Source organism: Flavitalea flava, from assembly GCF_054461575.1.
In genome coordinates this window covers 19,731-39,922 of sequence record NZ_JBTLQH010000031.1, presented here as the reverse complement: position 1 = coordinate 39,922, position 20,192 = coordinate 19,731, and the positions used below count along the sequence as shown (strand labels likewise).

Sequence of the window (20,192 nt, the reverse complement as noted above, 5' to 3'; positions counted from 1 at the left end):
GAAAGAAAAGGGGGGTAGAAAAAAGGGGACGATTTTTAAGATTTATCAAAAAACTGGTATCCAGGCGGATTTACAGGCTGGTAAAAAATAGCAAAAACAACAGTTGGACAAGGCTTTCATGAGTCCGGAGCTGTTTACGGAGGGTATGAAGCGCCTCTGAAATATGTTTTTTGACGGTCTCTTTGGAAATATTCAATAAAACGGCAATTTCATCATGCCGGAGGCCTTCCAGGCGGCTTAACTCGAATGTCTTTCTTTGCTGGGGGGTAAGGTTGGCGATCGCCTTCTGCAGTGCGCCTTGCAATTCCTGGTAGGATAAGGTTTGGATAGCAGTGCTTTGATCGGTCCCGGCAGGGGTCGAATTATACCGGGTTGCCAGACCGCCAATGAGTTTTTCTTCATTGGCCAATTTTCGCAAGGCGTTATAAATATGATTTCGGGTGATGGTATTCAGATAGGCCCTGAAGTTGTTGATTTCCGGCAATTGTTCCCGGTGTATCCAAATCTTTAAAAAAATCTCCTGCAGGACGTCTTCTGCCAGACTATCTGATTGCAACAATTTGCGGGCTATATAAAAGACCTTATGACGATACCGGGCAAAAAGCATACGGAAAGCGTTTTCATCGCTTTTCGCTACTTGAGCAATAAGAGCCTTTTCCTCGTGTATGGAGATATCGTTCACAAGCAAGCTAATCAGGTTATGGATTTAAAAGTACGAAAAAACCCGAAACCAGAAACTTTCTCCTAAAAGACCTGTAATCCCCAAAATAAGACCGTTAGGTAATTGGCGGGTCAGGATGGCCGCCTCGCAAGTTAGCTTTATACTCAAGAAACGTCCTTAATTTATACATATGAGAGAATTCATTTTTATCTGGCTGCTTTTAGCCTGCACCGGGCATCTGCCGGCCCGCGCTCAGGAAATAAAGATTCCGCAGCCCAGCACCACTCAAAAAACAGAACAGGAATTCGGATTGGGCAAAATTGTCATCACGTACAGCCGACCGAATACAAAGGGCCGTAAAGTATTTGATGGCATGGAGCCGTATGGAAAGGTTTGGCGAACGGGAGCAAATTCGGCAACCATTATTAAATTATAACCATATCAAAGACATGAATACGGCGCTGTCCTGGATAAAGGAATTCGAACGACAGGTTCCTGATGCGGATAACGCCAAATACTGGAAGGCCAGGATCCAGTTACGACAAGGAGATAAGACAGGAGCCATAACAACGGCAACCGAAGGTCTCAAACTGGCAACGGATGGACATGATACAGAATATATCCGGTTGAACAAAGAGGTACTGGCAGAAGCTGGCAAACAAAATTAACATCAACTACTACAGAAGAAAAAATGCCCGGCTAAAGCCAGACATCTATTATTTTTATCTTTAATGTTACTTGCTTATTTAGCAGACTCCTTCCGCAGACTTTCGATCAGCCAGTTGGTTAATTTTTCGTTTTGTTCCGGATAGGTCCAGTGGCCGGTTTCCAGGGCCAGCATCAGGGTCTTGGGAGCCGATATTTTATTATATGCCGCATACAGGGAAGTCGGCGGGCATACCTCGTCATTATAACCCCAGCTATAGATACCCGGTACTTTCAGCCATTTGGCAAAATTTACGACATCATAATAAGAGGAGGTGTTGATCTCCGTTTCGACCCGGTGCTGGGGATTGTTCTTATCGAATACATGCGGCCATCCACCCGCCCGGCCATGGAGGTAACCGGTCATATCGGAGAGCGCAGGATAATAAGCGGCCAGGTATTTCACTCTCGGGTCCAGGGAAGCGGTAACGATCGATAAGGCCCCACCCTGACTTCCCCCCATCACACCGAGATTAATGCCATCGAATTGCGGCAGACTGATCAGGAAATCATTCGCCCGTACACATCCCAGGTAAACTCTTTTATAATAATACTGGTCCCGGTCCTCCAGGTTATAGGCCCAGTAGCCGCTTAAGGCGCCGGCGCCCAGATCGTCGTAAACCTGTTTATCCATCGTGACCGGGATTCCGTGAATGCCGATCTGAAAAGTGATCACTCCTTGTTCCGCTAAATGTATATCTCCGCTATAAGGCCTTATTCCTGCTCCCGGTACTTCCAGCACGGCAGGATATTTCCCTTCTTTTTTGGGAATACATAATATTCCATATTCTCTGGCGCCGGGCCGGTAATTCTGCAGATTGACCTGGTAAACATCCACCAGACCGGTACAACGGTCCGGCAATAAGGTCATCCGCGCATCTATCGGGATTTTTGCATTAGCCGCCTTCGCTCCATCCCAGAATTGGATAAAATCTGCAGGCTCCTGCACCGTGGCCGGAATGCTTCCCGGTTCGAATCCGGCGGTTGCCAGATTACGGTAGGACTTCCCTTCCACAAAGGCGGTCACGATGCAACGCAGGAAACCAGGGGAGTTCATGGTCCCACCGTCCAGCACAATTTGTCCGGCTGAGAGGGATATGGAATCCACCTTGACGGCATCCATTTTTTCAGGACCGATCTCGTAGCGGATCCCGGCATTGCGCACCGGGTTCCCGTTCTGAAGCACAGTCACGGTAAAATTGACCTTTTCGCCACGGGCATAGGTCCAGTTGGCATGATCCGGGGATACAATAACCTTTACCATTTGCTGGGTTGGCTGGGCAAATGATCCAATGGCTATCAATACATAAAGACAAGAGAAGACAATCGTTTTGATTTTGTGCATGCTACAGGGTTTTAAAAATAGGGTCTATGACTATTTGCCTGGAAATTACAAAAATATTGGTGTAAAATCTGCATATTCCCATCGTTTTGTCAATTGAATACTCATTTTGACAGTTGTTTACAGCCACAAAATCGTTGAATACTACCAAAACACAAATCGCAGCAAGCCCTGACAATTCGTCGCATTTATAAATTTTATCGGAGTGGCAAAAAAATAATAGTCTACAAATCAAGTAGGGATATTTATATTTGCAGTTCGAAAAAAAACATTGAGTCACTTAAAAGAACGGGAATGAAAAAAATGCTAACTGGGAATTGGAGAAAAAAACCTGGCCTATGGTTTAGTCTGCTGATCTTATCGCTGTTGCTCGCCGGAAACACCGCGCAGGCGCAGTCTTTCCGAATCAACGGCGTTGTTACCGCCAAAGCCGACGGGCAATTGCTCCAAGGCGTCACGGTTGCCGTTAAAGGCGCCCGCGGTGCAACGCAGACCGATGCATCCGGAAAATTCGGCATCGCCGTTTCACCCGGTTCGGTCATACAATTTAGCTTTATCGGCTATCAGACAAAAGAAATAACTGTCAATGCTGCAGGCGAACCTTTGTCGGTTTCGCTGGAGCCGGCACAAGGAACCATGAATGAAGTAGTGGTTACCGCCTTGGGTATCGCCAAACAAAAAAGATCCCTGGGTTATGCCGTTCAGGAATTAAAAGCAAAAGATATTTCTGAAGCACGCGAGAATAATCTGGTCAATGCGCTGGAAGGTAAGGTCGCCGGTGTGCGTGTAACCAGCAGCCAGGGCTCTATGGGGTCTTCCCGTATCGTCATCCGCGGGGAAACTTCCATTTCCGGAAATAATCAGCCCTTATTCGTCATCAATGGTTTCCCGGTGGATAACACGCAGAATGTCCCTGCAGGCAGTTCGCGCGATTTTCAGAATGCCATCGCCGATATTAACCCTGACGATATCGAGTCCATCAGCGTGCTGAAAGGCCCCAATGCAGCAGCCCTTTATGGTTCCCGCGCTGCTCACGGCGTTGTGCTCATCAAAACAAAGAGCGGAAAAAATAAAAAGGGATTAGGCATCACTGTTAATTCCAATACCAGCTTCGAGAATCTCCTTACGCTTCCAAAATACCAGAATGTTTTCGGTCAGGGTTCAAACGGAGAATTCGCGTATAAAGATGGTAAGGGAGGCGGCACCAATGACGCCGTCGACGAAAGCTGGGGACCAAAAATGGACGGGCAGCTGATCCCTCAGTTGTTTGACGGTACACCTGCTCCATTTGTCGCCCATCCGAACAATGTAAAAGATTATTTCAAAACAGGGGTAGGCTACAGCAACGGGGTTGCCATTGCAGATGCCAGCGATAAATTCGATTACCGTTTCTCGGCCAATACCCAGAAGAATTTCGGGGTTATCCCCAATACCGATCTGGGAAGAAATTCCTTTTCGCTGAATACGACCTTGCGGATAGATCCGAGGCTTACACTGACGGCAGCGGTCAATTATATCCAGACCAATGCCGGCAATCTTCCCGGCTCAGGCGGCAAACGTTCTACCAGCACCATGCTCCAGTTCACCTGGTTCGGACGGCAGGTGGATATGAACCAGCTCCGTGACCATTATAAAAAGACGGGAAGCCCGCTGAACTGGAACAATGCCTATTACAGCAATCCCTTTTTTATTGCCGAACAGAATACGGTTGGTCAGACCAGGGACCGCGTAATCGGTAATCTCGGGCTGAGTTATAAGATCATCGACGGTCTTACCGCCAATCTGAAGACCAGCACCGATTATTATACGGATCGCCGTAAGGTCCGCATCGCCTATGGCACCAGCGGAACGCCTTTCGGTTCTTATGAAGAAGATGCTTATACCGTACGGGAATCGAATACGGAAGCTACCTTGAATTATACCCGCAAACTGAATTCCGATTTTAACCTGGAAGCGCTGGCAGGCGGCAATTTACGCACCACTTCCTTCCAGGACAATGACCAGAAGGCGCCCAAACTGGCCGTTGCCGGTCTGTATACCCTGACCAATTCAAGAGATCCCCTGATCTCTTCCGATTCATTTGCCCGCTCAAAAATTTACAGCGCATTCGGTTCCGCAACCCTTAGTTTCCGGAATTATGCGTTCCTGACGTTCACCGCCCGCAACGACTGGTCTTCCACTCTTCCTGTCGAGCATCAGTCCTATTTCTACCCTTCCGTTTCGGGATCGGTAGTGCTGACCGACGCCTTTGATATAAAGAGCGATCTGCTTAGTTATGCCAAGGTCCGCGGAGGATGGTCCAAGGTCGGTAACGATGCCGGACCATATCAGCTGATCAATTCGTATCCATTTATTACGCCGCCTTTTGGCTCGAATCCGCAGTTAACGACTGGTTCCCTGAAATTGAACCCGAATCTGAAAGCGGAGACGACGACTTCCTCCGAAGTCGGTGTGGAAGCGGGCTTTTTTAAAAACCGCATTCGTTTGGACGCCAGTTATTACAGCTCGAGCAGTTATGACCAGATCCTTAAAGTGGATGTAAGTTCCTCCACCGGTTATCAGCAGGAGCTGATCAATGCGGGCCGTCTGAACAATCATGGTTTTGAAATACAACTGGGTCTTACCCCTGTCAGGATCAAGGATTTCACCTGGGATATCAATCTGAATTATGCCCGCAACCGGAGTAAGCTGATCTCCCTCGATAACGGAGGTAATCTGAAGAATTATTCCCTGGGTAACGACGGAACGATCCAAACCATCGCCACAGTGGGCCAGGCCTATGGCTCCCTGTTCGGTCTTGCTTTCCTGCGTGATGATAAAGGACAGATCATCGTCAATGATGACGGATCTCCTGCAACCAATCCCACTGAAAAGATCCTGGGGAAATATACCCCGGATTGGACCGGTGGTATCACCAACACCTTTACTTATAAAAATATCAGCCTAAGTGTCCTGATCGATGCCAGCATCGGCGGTTCACAATATTCGGGTACCAATGCGACCGGTTCTTATACCGGCGTCCTGGCTTCCACACTAAATGGCCGTGATGCTCAACACGGCGGCTTGTCTTATTATTTTCCCGGCAACGATAACTCCCAGGCTGCTGTAGCCGGTAGTTCCGCTCCCGGTGGTGAAACCATTCACGATGACGGGATCATCTTCAAAGGCGTAACAGCCGACGGCAAAGCCAATAAAAACATTTTGCCCGCACAGCGTTATTATGAAGGTCTTTACGGTTTTGATGAAGCCTGGATCTATAGTTCTTCTTTCGTGAAATTGCGCGAAATAAAATTAGGTTATGATCTTCCCACTGCCTGGCTGAGCCATATCGGTTTTGTCGGAGCACGAATCGCCCTGGTAGGACGTAACCTCCTTTTCATTCACAAAAATATCCCGAATGTGGATCCGGAGACGGCCTTCAATACCGGCAACGGACAAGGTCTGGAAGATCTCAGTCTCCCCGGAACCAGGAGTTTTGGATTTAATATCAATCTGCGGTTTTAAAGTTTTAAAAATACTAGTATGAACACGATGAAAAAATATATAATCCTTTTACTCGCCGGTATGGTACTCTTGGTATCCGTATCCTGCAAAAAAGAGCTGGCGGATGTCAATAAGAATCCAAACGGCACGGAAAACCCACAGCCCGATTATTTGCTGACGGCTGCGGAGAAACTAACGGCCGACGCCTATTGGGGAGTAGATATCAATATCAATTCCTCCCTGTTGTTCGTTCAACATTGGGCAAAGATTCAATACACGGACCCCGATCGGTATATTCTGACCAACAGCAGCTTTGTGACGCTGTGGAGAACAGGGTACACACAAAGCATCAGCAATTTGAATAAGGTGATCAGTCTGAGCGCAGATCAGGGTATTCCTAATTATAAAGGGGTGGCGCTGGTCCTGAGGTCCTGGGTTTTCCAATTACTGACGGATTCCTATGGAGCGATACCTTTCCGCCAGGCCGGTAATATCGATTCCTTTCTGACCCCTGTTTACAATACGCAACAGGAAGTATATCATGGTTTGCTGGACGATCTGAAATCCGCACAGGCTTCGCTCGATCCTGCAGGAACGGGGATACAGGGCGATCCCATTTATAATGGAAATATCCTTTCCTGGAAAAAGTTTGCCAACTCCCTGCGTCTGCGTATCGCCCTGCGTATCGCCGACAGGGAGCCAACCCTGGCCAAACAGGTGCTTGACGATATCCAAAGTGAAGGCGGAACGTATATCGATGGCAATGCGGCGATCGCAGAACTGATCTATCAGAATTCCCCGAACCAGAATCCGATCAGCAATACCTTCGATACCCGGGATGATTACCGGATCAGTAAAACGATCGTAGACACGCTGGCCGCTCTGAACGATCCCCGTTTGCCCATCTTTTGTGCCCCTACAAAGGATGCTCCTTTCGGATATGTAGGTATTCCCAATGGTCTGACCGTCGGTGATGCCGCCAACCTGGGTTTTACCAGGACTTCCAAACCCGGCACCTATTTCAGTGCCCCGCTGGCACCGGCAGTCATCATCAGTTATGCCGAAGTACTCTTCGATCTGTCGGAAGCCGCTGCACGGGGTTTTACCAATGATGATCCTGCAGCACTTTATGGCCAGGCTATCGGGGCTTCACTGAACCAATACGGGATCACCGATGTAACGATCGTCAATAATTATAAGAATCAGCCTGCCGTTCAGTACAATGCGGCTAATTATAAAAAATCGATCGGTAATCAGAAATGGATCGCTTTATTCGGCCAGGGATTGGAAGCCTTCGCGGAATGGAGAAGACTGGATTATCCGCAATTAAAACCTGCCGTGGCAGGAGTACTGAGTGGAAGCCTTCCGGTACGGTTCATTTACCCTGGCACCGAACAATCTCTTAACGGTGCGAATTATACCGATGCCGTTACCAAACAGGGAGCGGATCTGCTGACGACCAAACTTTGGTTCGATATGTATTAGGATAATACTACACCTGAAGATAAAAAGCAGCGGTTACAGAAATGTAGCAGCTGCTTTTTTTATTCTACTACTTTCTCGAAATGTAAGGCATATCCCCTTTTATCAACCCCTTCCAGAACTACTTTAAAGGGGCGTATATTCGGATTTGGCAAGGTAAAGCGGTAGGTTCTTTTATTACAGTAAGGTACCCATAACAGCGTGGTCCTGTCCGGATGTTCCCACCGGAGTGGTTTATCGTAACCTTTAAGACCAAGCCGGTTCAGTCTTCCCGGAATCGCCCGCAGATCTTTGTCCTTCCGCGTGTAGATGCAGATCATACAGGAAGGGGCATTGTCTTTTCCTGTAGGGTTATTAAATGTGGCAAATTCATCTCCCCCGATTCCCGATAATTGGCGGATAAACCGGCCATCGTCTACAAAATCCTCGATTACCTTCACATAGGCTATTTCCATCATCCTGGATGCCTTCAGGTCCTTCCAGTTGATCAGTTGTTCGTTCAGGTAAAAGGTGGCAGGCTTGCCCCGGTAGGTCGGGTACAAGGGCTCTCCCTTTATCATTTCCGCTGCCGGAGGCGGCAGCCTAAAACCTGACAATTCGTGCGTCAGGTAAGTTAGTATATCTGTAGGGTATCGCATATCCGCCTTGGTCAGGTCGAAGGAAAAATGGACGGGCGCTGTAAAACGTCCGGCAGAATAACGTCTGTCGATAGCCTTATTCCGGTCTGCATAACGGGACGTTACGATGGCCGCCTTCAAATACTTAAGGGTATCAAAGGTGGGCATTTCAAAAACAGGACTATTATTCAACGTATCGAGCCGGAAGTGCAGACTATCCGGAGGGGAAAAGACAGGATATTCCGGTGGAGTCATTACCCATTTAATCTCTTCGGGACGGGTATATTGCGATCCGTTCAACATGTAATTGACATAAACCGTATCAAAAAAATACATATTAGATAAGGTAGCCTGGCCGGCAGAATCTATATCAACCACCCGTGTACTTTGGGAAGAATCTTTTTCCGTCACCACCACCATCTCTTCTGCCTGGATAACAGGAGCTCTCCGCGTATTAAGTCTCACCGTCCCTTTAAAATTAAGAAATGAAGTATCCATCTCCTTTATCTTTCCCGGCGGAGCCAAAGCGTACAGGATATCCGGAGAATGAACCTCCCCGGTAAACCGTGACACCGAAAGCGAATAGTTCCAGGTATTGGTCGTATCCAATATGGTCAGCAGGTAACTACCAGTATCCCGGGTCAACTCCACAGGAAACTGCTTTTGCGGAATGAACAGGTCCTGGCGGACCACCAGGGTGTCGGCATTATAATAGAGCAAACTGGCATAACCCCGGAAAGACCCGCTAAGGCTATCTGCCTCCAACAGGAAATTTCGTTGATGCCCTTTATTCAGGATAAAAGGATACTGCCCCGTGATCGAGTCATAATATTTCAGCACGAGGGTAAAAGGTTTGTCGTTATAGATATTACCCGAATGCGGGAAGATCGTACTCGATATTCCCTGGGGGGTGTTGGACGTAACAAAGGTCAAACCACCCGTATCGGTCATAATCGGAGTTCCTTTTTCGTTTAGGATATTCCGGACGATCAAGGGCTTGTCCGGGTCCCGGATAGTGACCGACGTGAGGTAAAAGGAAGAATTCCTGGTGTAGCTTCTTAGCCAATAAAGACCTGGTCTTTTTGGCAAAGGCAATTGGCCGATAATAATGCTGCCGGAAATAGGGAAAATTTCCCGATTGACCAGCTTATTTGAATCGTCGTAAAGTTCCAGGATTAAGTTAGTGCTTATATCGGAGAGAAACTGGTTATTAAACAGAAAACCTCGGAACCAAAGTGAGTCCGATGGGTAGGCCACTGTTTTGTCGAGTTGCAAATGCAGGCTCTCGGTTTGAGCCGACAAAGTTGTTGTGAAATAAAGTAGGATAAAGGATATACTAGCAGATAGTAAGGTTTTCAAATGTCACCTGTTAAAAAAATTTTTAATATTAGCCGGATACCTAAAGTCCCTTTTGAGGCAGATTCCCGAAGACGCTGTACCAGGATAAAAAAAGGGAATAATATTACATTCAACCTAATATTTGTCTTCTTCGATTGAAAATTTTCAATATTCCTTAAAAAATGTCCTGAGCAACAGCAGAAAGAATGTATTTATAAATGTATCTATAAATACGCCATATCAATGGTGTATTTAATTGAAATGCCAGAAGCAGCATTTCATATTCCCAAGCGGGAAGGTTTAGAGACGGGGGAGATGGCAAATTCTCGGTTTGCCAGTATGGTATTGTTTTGTTTTGGGCTTCGTTGAACAGAAAATTCAAAACAAGAACATATACGCAAAAAAAACATACGAATTTGAATGCGTTTTAGATTTTTTGCTGTCCATTATTTCATTTTCCTTTTTTTGTTGATGGAGTATTTCAAATCGAAATAACCAACTAAGAAATTGAAAATAAGAAATTGAGAAATCGAAACCCAGGAATTATCCCGACCTAAAAAATCGAAATCCGAAAAATGGAAACCCGATCAACAAATACTGCGTTTGATTTTCTGACAGCTCAAATCTTCACGTTGGAAATGCGAAAGAAATACTGATTATTCAAAAGGAAAAAATGATAGGGAATCACAAAAAAAGAAGAAGAAAAGAGGACGAAAAAAGGATGAAAAGAAGAAGAAAAGAAATGGAAAACAAAGAAGATAAACCAGCGTTTGCCTTTCAAACACATCCTTAATCAAGCTTCCACGCATCCTTAATCACCCGATAAACTATAGTTTTCATGATTTTCCGAAAGTAAATCCAAACTTTTTTAAAAATATATTTCAAGTCACTATCGATGCGAAACCTGAAGGAATCAATGATAGTCAGTTATGCAAAATTCAAACGGTAAGCAATAAGCTATTTTATGGGTACGACTACTGAAACACCAGTTATATCAATGCTTTCAACGATTCACTACCGATATAAGCAATCAAAAAATTTCAACAATACTCAAAATTAAAAACACATTAACGACGTAAAAATCATTTAGAAACGATTAATGTCCATAACAAAAAAAACGCACTTTAACAGTTGCATCACGAAATTTATCTTTCAAATCAATATATATAATGTTTTTATACTTATATTTGCCTAGCAATTATTTACTAACCATAAATTCGCAACAAAATGGCAAAAGCAAAAAAAGCTGCACCAAAAAAAGCCGCTAAAAAAGCAGCCCCAAAGAAAGCAGTAAAGAAAGCCGCTAAGAAAGCAGCTCCTAAAAAAGCAGCTAAGAAAGCAGCTCCAAAGAAAGCCGCTAAAAAAGCAGCTCCCAAAAAAGCAGCAAAGAAAGCAGCAAAAAAAGCCGCACCTAAGAAGAACATCGGTGGTGGCGCTGTAAAAAATTAATAAATTTTAAAGCCTCCTTCGGGAGGCTTTTTTTTATCCTATGTTTTTTTTAGATGACGCAAAAATAGATGACGCAAAAAGAGGTATTTACCCACTTAGGTTTCATTACAGAAGATAATTTTTTACGGTCATCTAAAGGCCGGTTGATCGGACTCATCAATCCAGGCGCACATCTTCGGTTCCAGGATCACAAATCCCTCCATATTTACGCTCACGGAACCCTTGGATTCTACCGGATCGATAACATTCCCCAAAAAGAACTGATCAGACGATTATTCTCCTGTAAATTTTTATTGCGCTGCCGGGAAATCGATATTCCAACCATCACTCCCCTTCTCAGCCATCATCCTTTAAGCAGAACCATCTCCTATCTGATGAATTTTGTAAAGGATTTTTCTGCCTTTCAGGTACTCTTTACCCGAATCATGCAAAGCCGTGTGTTTATCGTCGGATGTGGTGGAATAGGCTCGAATGTATCCTTTTTACTGGCAGGTCTGGGTTGCCGGAATTTCCATCTGCTCGACGGCGATAAAGTAGAGCGAACCAACCTGAACAGACAAACGCTCTATGCAGGCCCCGATATTCACCGGTATAAAGTGGATGTCCTGAAAAAAGAGCTCCGGGAGCGTTTTTCAGATCTTTCTATCGTTTGCACTCCTCATTTTTTTGATCTTAGTGCCTTTAAAAAAAGAACTCTCCCTTACGATCAACCTTATGACCTTATCATTGTCAGCGGGGATAATCCCCCGGATCTCTACAAATCCATTGCTGCCAACCGAAAGAAAAGCGCCGTTTTTTTAGGCGGCTATCAACTGCTGGATGGAATAGTCGGGGTTTTTACCGGGGAGGAGAAAGGAAACAGGGACCGTAGTTCCCATAGCCATCACGAATCTTACGCCTTTCCTGCAATAGATATTCCCCCCAGTTCCGGCCCCATTAATTTTAAAGTAGCGGCAAGTCTTACAGAAGCGGTCATCGATTATTTGCTGCATGCCCGCAAAAAGAACCAGATCAGGCGGATCGGATTCCTGGATGCGGCGGGTAAATATTAAATGCATATTAGATCCTACAAGGTAGGATGGGGTCAACGCTTATTCGTTCTTATACACCACACCATCCTTCATGACAAAGGTCATTTTTCCCATGACATGAATATCCTGGGTGGGGTCTCCATCAACAGCAACAATGTCCGCCAATTTTCCTTTTTCGATGGTACCCACTTTATCATAGATCCCGATTAAGGTAGCAGCATTGATGGTTGCGCATTTTATAGCTTCCAGCGCAGGCATGCCACCTTCGGTCATATAGATGAATTCCATCCAGTTCTTGCCATGGGCGTATACACCGGCATCTGTGCCAAAGGCAATTTTGACACCGGCCTTATAGGCCCTGATAAAGGTGTTCTGAATCATCGGTCCGATAGCAATGGCTTTACCGGCGATTACCTCCGGATAATAGCCGGGTTTCCTGGCCGAATCGGCGACGGATTTTCCGGCGATCATCGTTGGCACATACCAGGTACCATACTTTTTGAATAAACCGATCGCTTCCTCATCCATGAGCGTACCGTGTTCGATGGAGGTTACTCCTGCACGGATGGCACGTTTCATGGCTTCTGCCCCATGCGAATGCGCAGCTACTGCCATCCCATAATCCTTCGCCGTTTCAACAATAGCCCTGATCTCTTCTTCGGAGAATTGAGGGCCCGTTCCATCTTTCTCGAGGCTCAGTACGCCGCCCGAAGCAGTGATCTTAATCAGATCGGCGCCTTCCTTATACATCTGGCGGACGGCCCTGATGGCTTCGTCTTTTCCGTCCACTACAGCCTCGGTATGTTCGGGGTCGGTGCTCAGACCTTTGCGGTATCCATTGGTTGGATCGGCATGACCGCCTGTTGAAGCAAGCACTTTACCAGAGGTATACATTCTCGGTCCGACGATGATCCCTCTTTTTATGGCATTGCGCAAAGAGATATTCACACCGTCGCCGCCCACATCACGTACCGTAGTGAAACCTGCCATCAAAGTTGTCCGGGCATAACCAACAGAAAGAAAGGCTTCATCGGCATCATTCTCGGTAAACCGTTTGAGTTGTTGGCCGGGGCTGGTCTCATGGGTAAGGTGGACATGCGCATCGATCAGACCGGGCATTACGGTCCGTCCCTTGAGATCGATGATCTTATCACCTGCCGCAGCAGTGATATACCCTTTTTGAAGATCGCTGATCTTGTTACCGTCCACAATGACAGACATCTGGGTAAGTACCTGCTGCGTCGCAGGATCGATCAGTTTGCCGCAATAAATAATAGTCTTTTGAGCGAAAAGGAAGGGAGTCAGGAAAAGCAGTTGCAGAACGCAAATAACGATGCTTTTTGGCCAGAATTTTCTCATATCAGGGATTGATTTAAAGCAATTTGGTAAAGCGCTAATTATAATCAATATACCGATAATCGGCGGAAAATGGAAGGGATTCATCAACCAGGGCACAAAAAAAGGACAAGCCGGTTGAACAGCTTGTCCTTTATAAAATATCCGGGCTTGCCCGAAAGATAGTTTGCCTAATCCGACGTTCTTATTTATTCGGTTGCGGCGTATACCGCAAATAAGGTTTGATGACCTTTACGCCCTTAGGGAATTTCTTCTGTGCATCTTCTGTGCTGATGGAAGGCACAACGATCACATCTTCGCCTTCTTTCCAGTCGGCAGGAGTAGCTACGCTGTGATTGGCAGTCAGCTGCAGGGAATCGATTACCCGCAGTACTTCGACGAAATTTCTTCCGGTGGAAGCAGGATACGTGATGATCAGTTTCACCGTCTTGTCCGGTCCGATAATGACTAAAGAACGGACAGTTGCCGTAGCCGAAGCATTCGGATGGATGAATTCATACAGACCACTTACTTTCCGGTCATCATCGGCGATGATGGGAAATTCAACGCTTACGTTCTGCGTTTCATTAATATCTTTTATCCAGCCTATGTGTTTGTCAACAGGATCAACGCTGAGCGCCAGAACTTTTACATTACGTTTGGCAAATTCATCTTTCAGACCAGCGGTCCTTCCCAGTTCGGTTGTACAGACAGGCGTATAATCTGCGGGATGGGAGAATAAGACACCCCAGGAATTTCCCAGGTACTCATAAAAATCAATCTCTCCTAAAGAGGTCTTTGCCTGAAAGTTGGGAGCTGTATCCCCTAAACGTAAACTCATATACAAAAATTTGAGGTTAAAAAATGCCCGGATTTGACGCCAGCCGGATTGCGAAGATATTAATTCCCTATCAATAAGGTAGACTGGAATGTATTTTTTTCGTTAATTTATATATTAACCCTAACCCCTGAAGGGGGTTTGGCGGGGTTAGGGGGTTTGGGGGCGTCCCCCGGCTTTCACGACCGCATCTTTCCCAAAGCGGGATTTGACGTCATCGATAGCTTTATACAGTTCATTTTTCTTTTGGTGGTTCTGGAACAGGTTGGTTTGGACAGAACTTCGTCGGAGCATCGTCCCTTGCTCCTTCTCGTTCGGAACCTTCGTTAACTTGGTTCCACCGTTAAGTTCGCTTAACCGGACGCCAAGCAGACGGATGGGCTGGCCCTGGCGGTATAATTTGTGGAAGAGCTCTTTTGCCTTGGCAATCAATTCGTCATCGTAAAAAGTATAGGGTATGGCCACCTGCCGGGAGGTGGTCTCGAAGTCGGGATAACGGATCTTGACCGCTATACAACCGGACGTTTTATTATCCTGGCGTAGTTCAAAAGCTATTTTTTCGGTCATCCGGACCAGTTCCGCCATTAAAAAATTAAGATCGGTCTTATTTTCTTCAAAGGTATTTTCTGTTGAAATGGATTTTGCCTCATAATAGGGAATTACCTCCCCGGTATGCTGTCCCCTGGCCTTATTCCAAAGATCGTGTCCGTATTTACCGAACCTCCGCTCCAGTTCTTCTATGGGGTGCCGGCCCAGATCACGGATCGTCCGGATATCCATGGCCAGCAAGGCCTGATAGGTATGATCACCCACTCCGGGGATCTTGTTCACCTTCAGCGGCGCGAGGAATTCTTCCTCCATACCGGCCGGAATATGTAGATAGCCATTGGGTTTGGCTTCGTCGGTACCGATCTTGGCGATCATTTTATTGGAAGCCAGCGCAAAGGAAATTGGCAGTTGGGTAGCCCGGATGATCTCTTCCCTTAATTCGATCGTCCATTTATAGGGATCGAAGAACCGGTCCATACCGGTCAGGTCCAGGTAAAATTCATCGATGGAGGCTTTTTCAAAAAGAGGGGCTTTTTCAGCGATGATCCCGGTAACCCAGCGGGAATACTTGCTGTATTCGCCCCGTGTGCCGCCGATCACAGTGGCATGCGGGCAAAGACGCATGGCTGTCTTCATCGGCATGGCGGAATGGATACCATATTTTCTGGCCTCATAACTGCAGGCCGCCACTACGCCGCGATCGCTGTGACCGCCTACGAGCAAAGGTTTGCCCTTGAGCGACGGATCGTTCAGGCATTCGACGGATACAAAAAATGCATCCAGGTCAAAATGGGCTATGGTTCGATGTACTGTGGACATTCTTCGGGGTGGACCAGCTGACGACGGCCGCCGGGCCCAAAGATACTAAAGACATTAGCATATTCCTTGCTATTACGTAATAAGCGCAGGACGTCTTTTTTATTCCCGGTAAAAGGCCCTGAAGATTCGATCTTCATGCTCGCCATGGCAGAGGCGAATTCCCCGGATTCCTGTATGGAATTCCCGTTGACGCGCTGATAAAGATAGCCGGCCATATAAGTATCCCCGCAGCCGGTGGCATCTACTACCGGAGTCAGGGGAATAAAGGCAGGTATATTATAATAGGTATCGTCGCTGTAAATTACGGACCCTTTGCTGCCCAGGGTGATCACTACTTCTTTTACCCCCCATTCGGCCAGGATCCTGGCGCTGGTGCGGACATCCCTGTTGCCGGTCAGCACAAACATCTCATATTCATTGGCTTTCAGGATATCCACATACTGAAGAGCTTCCTTTTTAGCCGGCCAGTCGATGGCCACTACGTTCCCATTCTGCACTTTGCGCAGATAACCCTGAACATCGAGTGAGACCCTGCCTTTTGCAGCGAGGGCTTTGATCGATTCTACGGGTATATCGTCCGCCAGTAAGGGACCGAGATGAAAAAATTTGGCCTGAAAGGGTAATAATTGTTTGGCGGTAAAGGGATCCGCCTTCTGCGATACTTTTTGGGTTCTGTGATCCTGGTTGCCGGAATAGATATTTTCGAAATAAACGGTATGTTTACTCGGTAACACATTCACATTGATGCCTTTAGCACGAAGATCGGTAACGATACTCATTTCCTGTTCCGCCAGGGCAGTGACCAGCGTATAACTCAGCTCCATATTCCGGATAGCATTGGAAAAATAGAAAGAAGTGCCGCCTGCCATGTGGACGACTGATTTGGTCGTGACCACCTTGTCTAAAGTGATGTGTCCTATACAACAAATTTCGTACATGTACCCTGTTTAAATTCAGAATTATCTAGTGTCTTAGTCCCGGGCTTATGGCAAACAATGGGCAAATTTAACAAATAGAGCCGAATTTTGCCCTAAACGCTGCTTTTTGGCCTGCTTTAATCGGCAATTCCCTTGCTTTTGCCGGTTAATCGATGACTTTTAGCCGTTTAATCACTTATTTAGCCTGCTATTCGACTGCGGCGGCCTTCCCGGGTTTAATGGGATAAAACACATTTGATGCCAATAAGTTCAAGGGAGGGGTGGGGAATTAATGATTTTGATAGCTAATGGTTCCATCGTTTTTAATCATCATTGTCATGCCAACTCCTACATCTGTCAATGGAATAGAAATGCTATAATCCAATTCAATAGAACCATTTGATATGGCCAATGATGGACAACGTAAAGTTGCATAGTCTTTTAGCGGGGAGTCAAGAAATTTTTCAAAATCCTCCTTATAGATCGTTCTTTGAAGAATTGTCTTATTATTCTTATCCAGTCTCACCTGGGTAACGAAATTGTGTGTGACAAAGCTGTCTAATTTATACATATAAACATATGCTTTGAATAATTGATTTGGCGTGGTAGACTTATATGAACCAATTTGTTCTTGATAATTACTCAAAGGTTATATGGTTCTCATCTGCCTTCTTCCCATCCACCTGGCAGCAAAAAACAAAAAGGCCGTGATAACAACCGCATTCATATTGGCGACTTCCGGATAATCTATGAGATTCATGATGGCCGGCATATCGTTACAATCATTCCATCGGTCATAAAAGAGAAGTTTATGAATAGCCTATAAATGCCCCTTATAGTGCCGTAAAAATTTTAAACCAACGAACATAATAATCAACCCAACAACCAAGGCGTAAGCAATTAAATAATTTACGGCTTTATGTACAAATTCTTTTGTGATCGTATATTCTTTCAATGCATCCTCTTTGATTGTAATTCTAAGTACGAAAAAAATAAAACCAAGTGTTAAAATAGAAGACAGGAGAGATGGCATTCTAGGATCGACACTAAGATAATATTCATAAAATTTTGGATAAACTGCTGTAAAAATAAATAAGACCATTAACAAAGTTATAATTACGTAAAAAGTAGCCATTATAAGTGCCATAAAATAATTCATACCCCGAAATGAATATTTTGAATAATTCTCATTAGCATAGAATATTCTCATAATATACTTTAAAAGTTTTATCATTTCTATTTTTATTTATCGCCGAATATGCTTCCAAGCCCTTTATAAAATGCATCTGTAGTACCCGTTAAATCAAGAATAGTAAGTCCTATTCCAATTAAAGGATTTAATCGTTCAAATCCTGCAAGAGCCGTTATAACGACATTCCCTACCACCTTAAGTCCATTTCCTAAAGTGGGTTCATTATAAAATTCCTTACCCGCTTCATATGTAGCAATTGCCCCGGCGGCCGACACCTTTTTTTGTTGTAGCGCCAGTTCGGTACTATAGGCAAATTTAAAAGGGATCTTATATTCAATGATGGATAAGGCTTCCTGAAATGGGCTGTCTTTCAGGGTGACCGTAATATGGATTTCCGTAATTTTTTTTTCCTGTCCTAAGACCTGAGCGAAGGATGATGGAGAACTTAAAAAGAAAAGGGAGAACAATAATGCCAGGACATGGTTTTGGTAACGCGCAGGAAAGAAGGATAGTTTATATACAGACATAGATTTTAGGGATGGGCCTCGGTATCTTTGGTTTTTACCCAATACACTCCGTCCGTTTCCGCGTATTCCAGGTTTAAAGAAGCACAAATAATTCTAAGGTCATTATCAAAGGTCTCTCCATCCAGGTGAACGGTCAGTCTTTTTTGTGCGATCGCCGTATCATTCAGCCTTATCTTTTTGTCGAATACCTTTTGCAGGGCATTGATCACCTCCGACAATGGGGCATTATCAAAACGCAGGGAGCCGCCGCTGTTTGCCGGATCCGTTGTCCTCAGTTCCCCGAAATGGTGTTCAGCAATATAATAACAAAGGGAATTGCCTGCGGATAATTCCCTGGATTCCCCGGTCTCCTTTTTTATAAAGGCTACCTTACCGCTGGATACGATGACTTTTATACTGTCTTTCGTTCTTTGAATGGTGAACCCGGTTCCGATATCCTTAACACTGGCGCCGTCCATCTCTACCGTAAAAGGGAGTTGCTCCCGGTGAGAGATCTCAAAATGAGCCTCCCCCCCGGCGAGGATAATTGTCCTGCCGGTTTTATTATAGCCGGGTACAATCCGGATATGGGTTTGCGCATGTAAAGACATGGTCGAACCGTCCGGCAGGGATATTTTTTTCTGCTCGTTAAACGCCGTCTCATACAGCATAGCGGAACTTTTCCCGGAAATATACCACCAGCCCGCTCCGGCAACGAGTGTCAGGACTGCCGCCGCGGCTGCCAGGCGTCTGGCCAATGTCCTTCTTTGATTAAAGGCGCCGTCGATTTCTTTGACACCGCTGATTTTTTGGACACCGCTCATAGCTTTGACGCCGCTGTTTGCTTGGGAGGGTTCGATCCTTTTCCGGAGCGCGTCCCAACCCTTTGTCGCATTCGCTTCCCGGTAAAAGCCATAATCCTCCATTCCATCCTTCCAGCTATGCTGCAGCTGATCGTATTTTTGTCGATTCTCCTGGGAAAGAGCCAGCCATTGACCGAACCGAAGGTCCTCGTCAGGAGTTAACCCGCCCTGCAGGGCGGCTGCGATCAGTTCCCAGGGAAGATCATCATATGAAGGCTGCAAATCCATAGTTTCGGTTATAAGACATAAAAAATAGCCCATGGACCTAGTGTCCGGGCCAAAATATTTCTTTTATTACCGCCAGAACAATTACGGGGATCGACCCCCAATCCCGCAGGGCGATGGTCAATTGTTTCAGGGCATGGGTGATATGGTTCTTTACGGTTTTAATGGAAATGCCAAGCTGGTCAGCAATCTCCTGTTGTTTTAAGGCTTCGAAACGGCTCATTTTGAATACCCTTTGGCACTGCTCCGGTAATTGGTCGATCGCCCGGTACAGCCTTAGCTTCAATTCATTTTCTTCCATTTCCCTTAATTCGACGACCGGTTCCGGTAAACGGTTCAGCTCTTTCTGCAGTTGCCGTTCCCGTTTGTTTTTATTCAAGGCATTCAGGCTTCTGTTAATGACGGCACGATAGATATAGGATTTCAGGGATGAATCGATATGGATCTTCTCCGCATCCTCCCAAATGGTGACAAACACATCATTAACGATTTCCCCGGCAAGCCCCGCATCTTTAAGATACTTACAGGCCCCCAGGAAAAAATAGGTATAATGCTCCTTGTAATAATTTTCAAATACCTGCCCGTCTTTTTGCTGAATGGATCTCCAGGTTATTGTTTCGTCCGGATTCATTGGCCTGAAAAATATGAAGTTGCGGTTAATAATGGTCTGTGAGGTCGGGCCTCCCTGCTTATGGCAGCAATATTATAATATTTTGAGGAATTTCAGGATTTTCTGTGGCTCTTCCGCGGTTTCTTCACTGGTTCTTCCGTATCCGTGGAAAATTATCTACACAAAATGGGGAATCCATAATTCAGAGAATTATAATTTACAAACCTGCT

18 protein-coding genes are annotated in these 20,192 nt (G+C 45.7%); 6 read left to right on the top strand and 12 right to left on the bottom strand.

Translation table 11 applies throughout. The annotated features are described in order from the left end of the window. Window positions 1-70: 70 nt before the first annotated feature. Window positions 71-682: an RNA polymerase sigma factor gene (locus ACX0G9_RS22655; protein WP_459067246.1), complete on the bottom strand. Its 612-nt coding sequence runs from the start codon at window positions 680-682 to the stop codon at window positions 71-73. Between the two features lie 169 nt (window positions 683-851). Here ACX0G9_RS22655 and ACX0G9_RS22650 point away from each other — a divergent pair, with 169 nt between their 5' ends. Both ACX0G9_RS22650 and ACX0G9_RS22645 read left to right on the top strand, forming a co-directional pair. Continuing rightward, window positions 852-1,097: a DUF2911 domain-containing protein gene (locus tag ACX0G9_RS22650; RefSeq protein ID WP_459067245.1), complete on the top strand. Its 246-nt coding sequence runs from the start codon at window positions 852-854 to the stop codon at window positions 1,095-1,097. Window positions 1,098-1,110: 13 nt separating this feature from the next. After that, window positions 1,111-1,329 (top strand): hypothetical protein, encoded by a 219-nt coding sequence (locus ACX0G9_RS22645; RefSeq protein WP_459067244.1) that lies wholly within the window; start codon window positions 1,111-1,113, stop codon window positions 1,327-1,329. 74 nt (window positions 1,330-1,403) lie between these two features. Here ACX0G9_RS22645 and ACX0G9_RS22640 read toward each other — a convergent pair whose 3' ends face one another. Then, complete coding sequence (locus ACX0G9_RS22640; protein WP_459067243.1) at window positions 1,404-2,711, bottom strand: acetylxylan esterase; 1,308 nt, start codon at window positions 2,709-2,711, stop codon at window positions 1,404-1,406. 291 nt (window positions 2,712-3,002) lie between these two features. Here ACX0G9_RS22640 and ACX0G9_RS22635 point away from each other — a divergent pair, with 291 nt between their 5' ends. Together ACX0G9_RS22635 and ACX0G9_RS22630 are read left to right on the top strand one after the other, a co-directional pair. Then, the gene (locus ACX0G9_RS22635; protein WP_459067242.1) at window positions 3,003-6,212 is read left to right on the top strand and encodes a SusC/RagA family TonB-linked outer membrane protein; all 3,210 of its coding nucleotides are present in this window, start codon (window positions 3,003-3,005) and stop codon (window positions 6,210-6,212) included. A gap of 18 nt (window positions 6,213-6,230) precedes the next feature. Then, the gene (locus tag ACX0G9_RS22630) at window positions 6,231-7,676 is read left to right on the top strand and encodes a SusD/RagB family nutrient-binding outer membrane lipoprotein (RefSeq protein WP_459067241.1); all 1,446 of its coding nucleotides are present in this window, start codon (window positions 6,231-6,233) and stop codon (window positions 7,674-7,676) included. A gap of 59 nt (window positions 7,677-7,735) precedes the next feature. Here ACX0G9_RS22630 and ACX0G9_RS22625 read toward each other — a convergent pair whose 3' ends face one another. Beyond that, window positions 7,736-9,592, bottom strand: a complete 1,857-nt coding sequence (locus ACX0G9_RS22625) for a hypothetical protein (RefSeq protein WP_459067240.1) — start codon at window positions 9,590-9,592, stop codon at window positions 7,736-7,738. A gap of 1,263 nt (window positions 9,593-10,855) precedes the next feature. On the opposite strand from ACX0G9_RS22625, the gene ACX0G9_RS22620 reads away from it, so the two are divergent. Next, window positions 10,856-11,077, top strand: coding sequence for a hypothetical protein (locus ACX0G9_RS22620; protein ID WP_459067239.1), 222 nt, complete (start codon window positions 10,856-10,858; stop codon window positions 11,075-11,077). A 68-nt stretch (window positions 11,078-11,145) separates the two neighbouring features. Further along, complete coding sequence (locus tag ACX0G9_RS22615; RefSeq protein WP_459067238.1) at window positions 11,146-12,129, top strand: ThiF family adenylyltransferase; 984 nt, start codon at window positions 11,146-11,148, stop codon at window positions 12,127-12,129. Between the two features lie 39 nt (window positions 12,130-12,168). On the opposite strand, the gene ACX0G9_RS22610 is transcribed toward ACX0G9_RS22615, so the two are convergent. From ACX0G9_RS22610 to ACX0G9_RS22570, 9 genes are all read right to left on the bottom strand, one after another. Next, on the bottom strand, window positions 12,169-13,467 hold the full coding sequence (locus ACX0G9_RS22610; RefSeq protein ID WP_459067237.1) for a metal-dependent hydrolase family protein: 1,299 nt from the start codon (window positions 13,465-13,467) through the stop codon (window positions 12,169-12,171). A gap of 181 nt (window positions 13,468-13,648) precedes the next feature. Then, window positions 13,649-14,284, bottom strand: coding sequence for a peroxiredoxin (locus ACX0G9_RS22605; RefSeq protein ID WP_459067236.1), 636 nt, complete (start codon window positions 14,282-14,284; stop codon window positions 13,649-13,651). Window positions 14,285-14,431: 147 nt separating this feature from the next. Continuing rightward, entirely contained in the window at window positions 14,432-15,649 is a 1,218-nt protein-coding gene (gene dinB / locus ACX0G9_RS22600) for a DNA polymerase IV (RefSeq protein ID WP_459067235.1), read from the bottom strand. Beyond that, the gene (locus tag ACX0G9_RS22595) at window positions 15,625-16,587 is read right to left on the bottom strand and encodes a PfkB family carbohydrate kinase (protein ID WP_459067234.1); all 963 of its coding nucleotides are present in this window, start codon (window positions 16,585-16,587) and stop codon (window positions 15,625-15,627) included. The genes dinB and ACX0G9_RS22595 overlap by 25 nt, the downstream gene beginning before the upstream one ends. A 268-nt stretch (window positions 16,588-16,855) precedes the next feature. Continuing rightward, the gene (locus tag ACX0G9_RS22590; RefSeq protein WP_459067233.1) at window positions 16,856-17,212 is read right to left on the bottom strand and encodes a hypothetical protein; all 357 of its coding nucleotides are present in this window, start codon (window positions 17,210-17,212) and stop codon (window positions 16,856-16,858) included. Window positions 17,213-17,386: 174 nt separating this feature from the next. Then, window positions 17,387-17,776 carry a hypothetical protein gene (locus tag ACX0G9_RS22585; RefSeq protein WP_459067232.1) on the bottom strand — a complete coding sequence of 130 codons (390 nt, stop codon included), beginning with the start codon at window positions 17,774-17,776 and terminating at the stop codon, window positions 17,387-17,389. Window positions 17,777-17,808: 32 nt separating this feature from the next. Further along, window positions 17,809-18,285 carry a hypothetical protein gene (locus tag ACX0G9_RS22580; protein WP_459067231.1) on the bottom strand — a complete coding sequence of 159 codons (477 nt, stop codon included), beginning with the start codon at window positions 18,283-18,285 and terminating at the stop codon, window positions 17,809-17,811. Between the two features lie 5 nt (window positions 18,286-18,290). Continuing rightward, window positions 18,291-19,355, bottom strand: coding sequence for a FecR family protein (locus tag ACX0G9_RS22575; protein WP_459067230.1), 1,065 nt, complete (start codon window positions 19,353-19,355; stop codon window positions 18,291-18,293). 37 nt (window positions 19,356-19,392) lie between these two features. After that, the gene (locus tag ACX0G9_RS22570; RefSeq protein WP_459067229.1) at window positions 19,393-19,983 is read right to left on the bottom strand and encodes an RNA polymerase sigma-70 factor; all 591 of its coding nucleotides are present in this window, start codon (window positions 19,981-19,983) and stop codon (window positions 19,393-19,395) included. Window positions 19,984-20,192 lie beyond the last annotated feature (209 nt).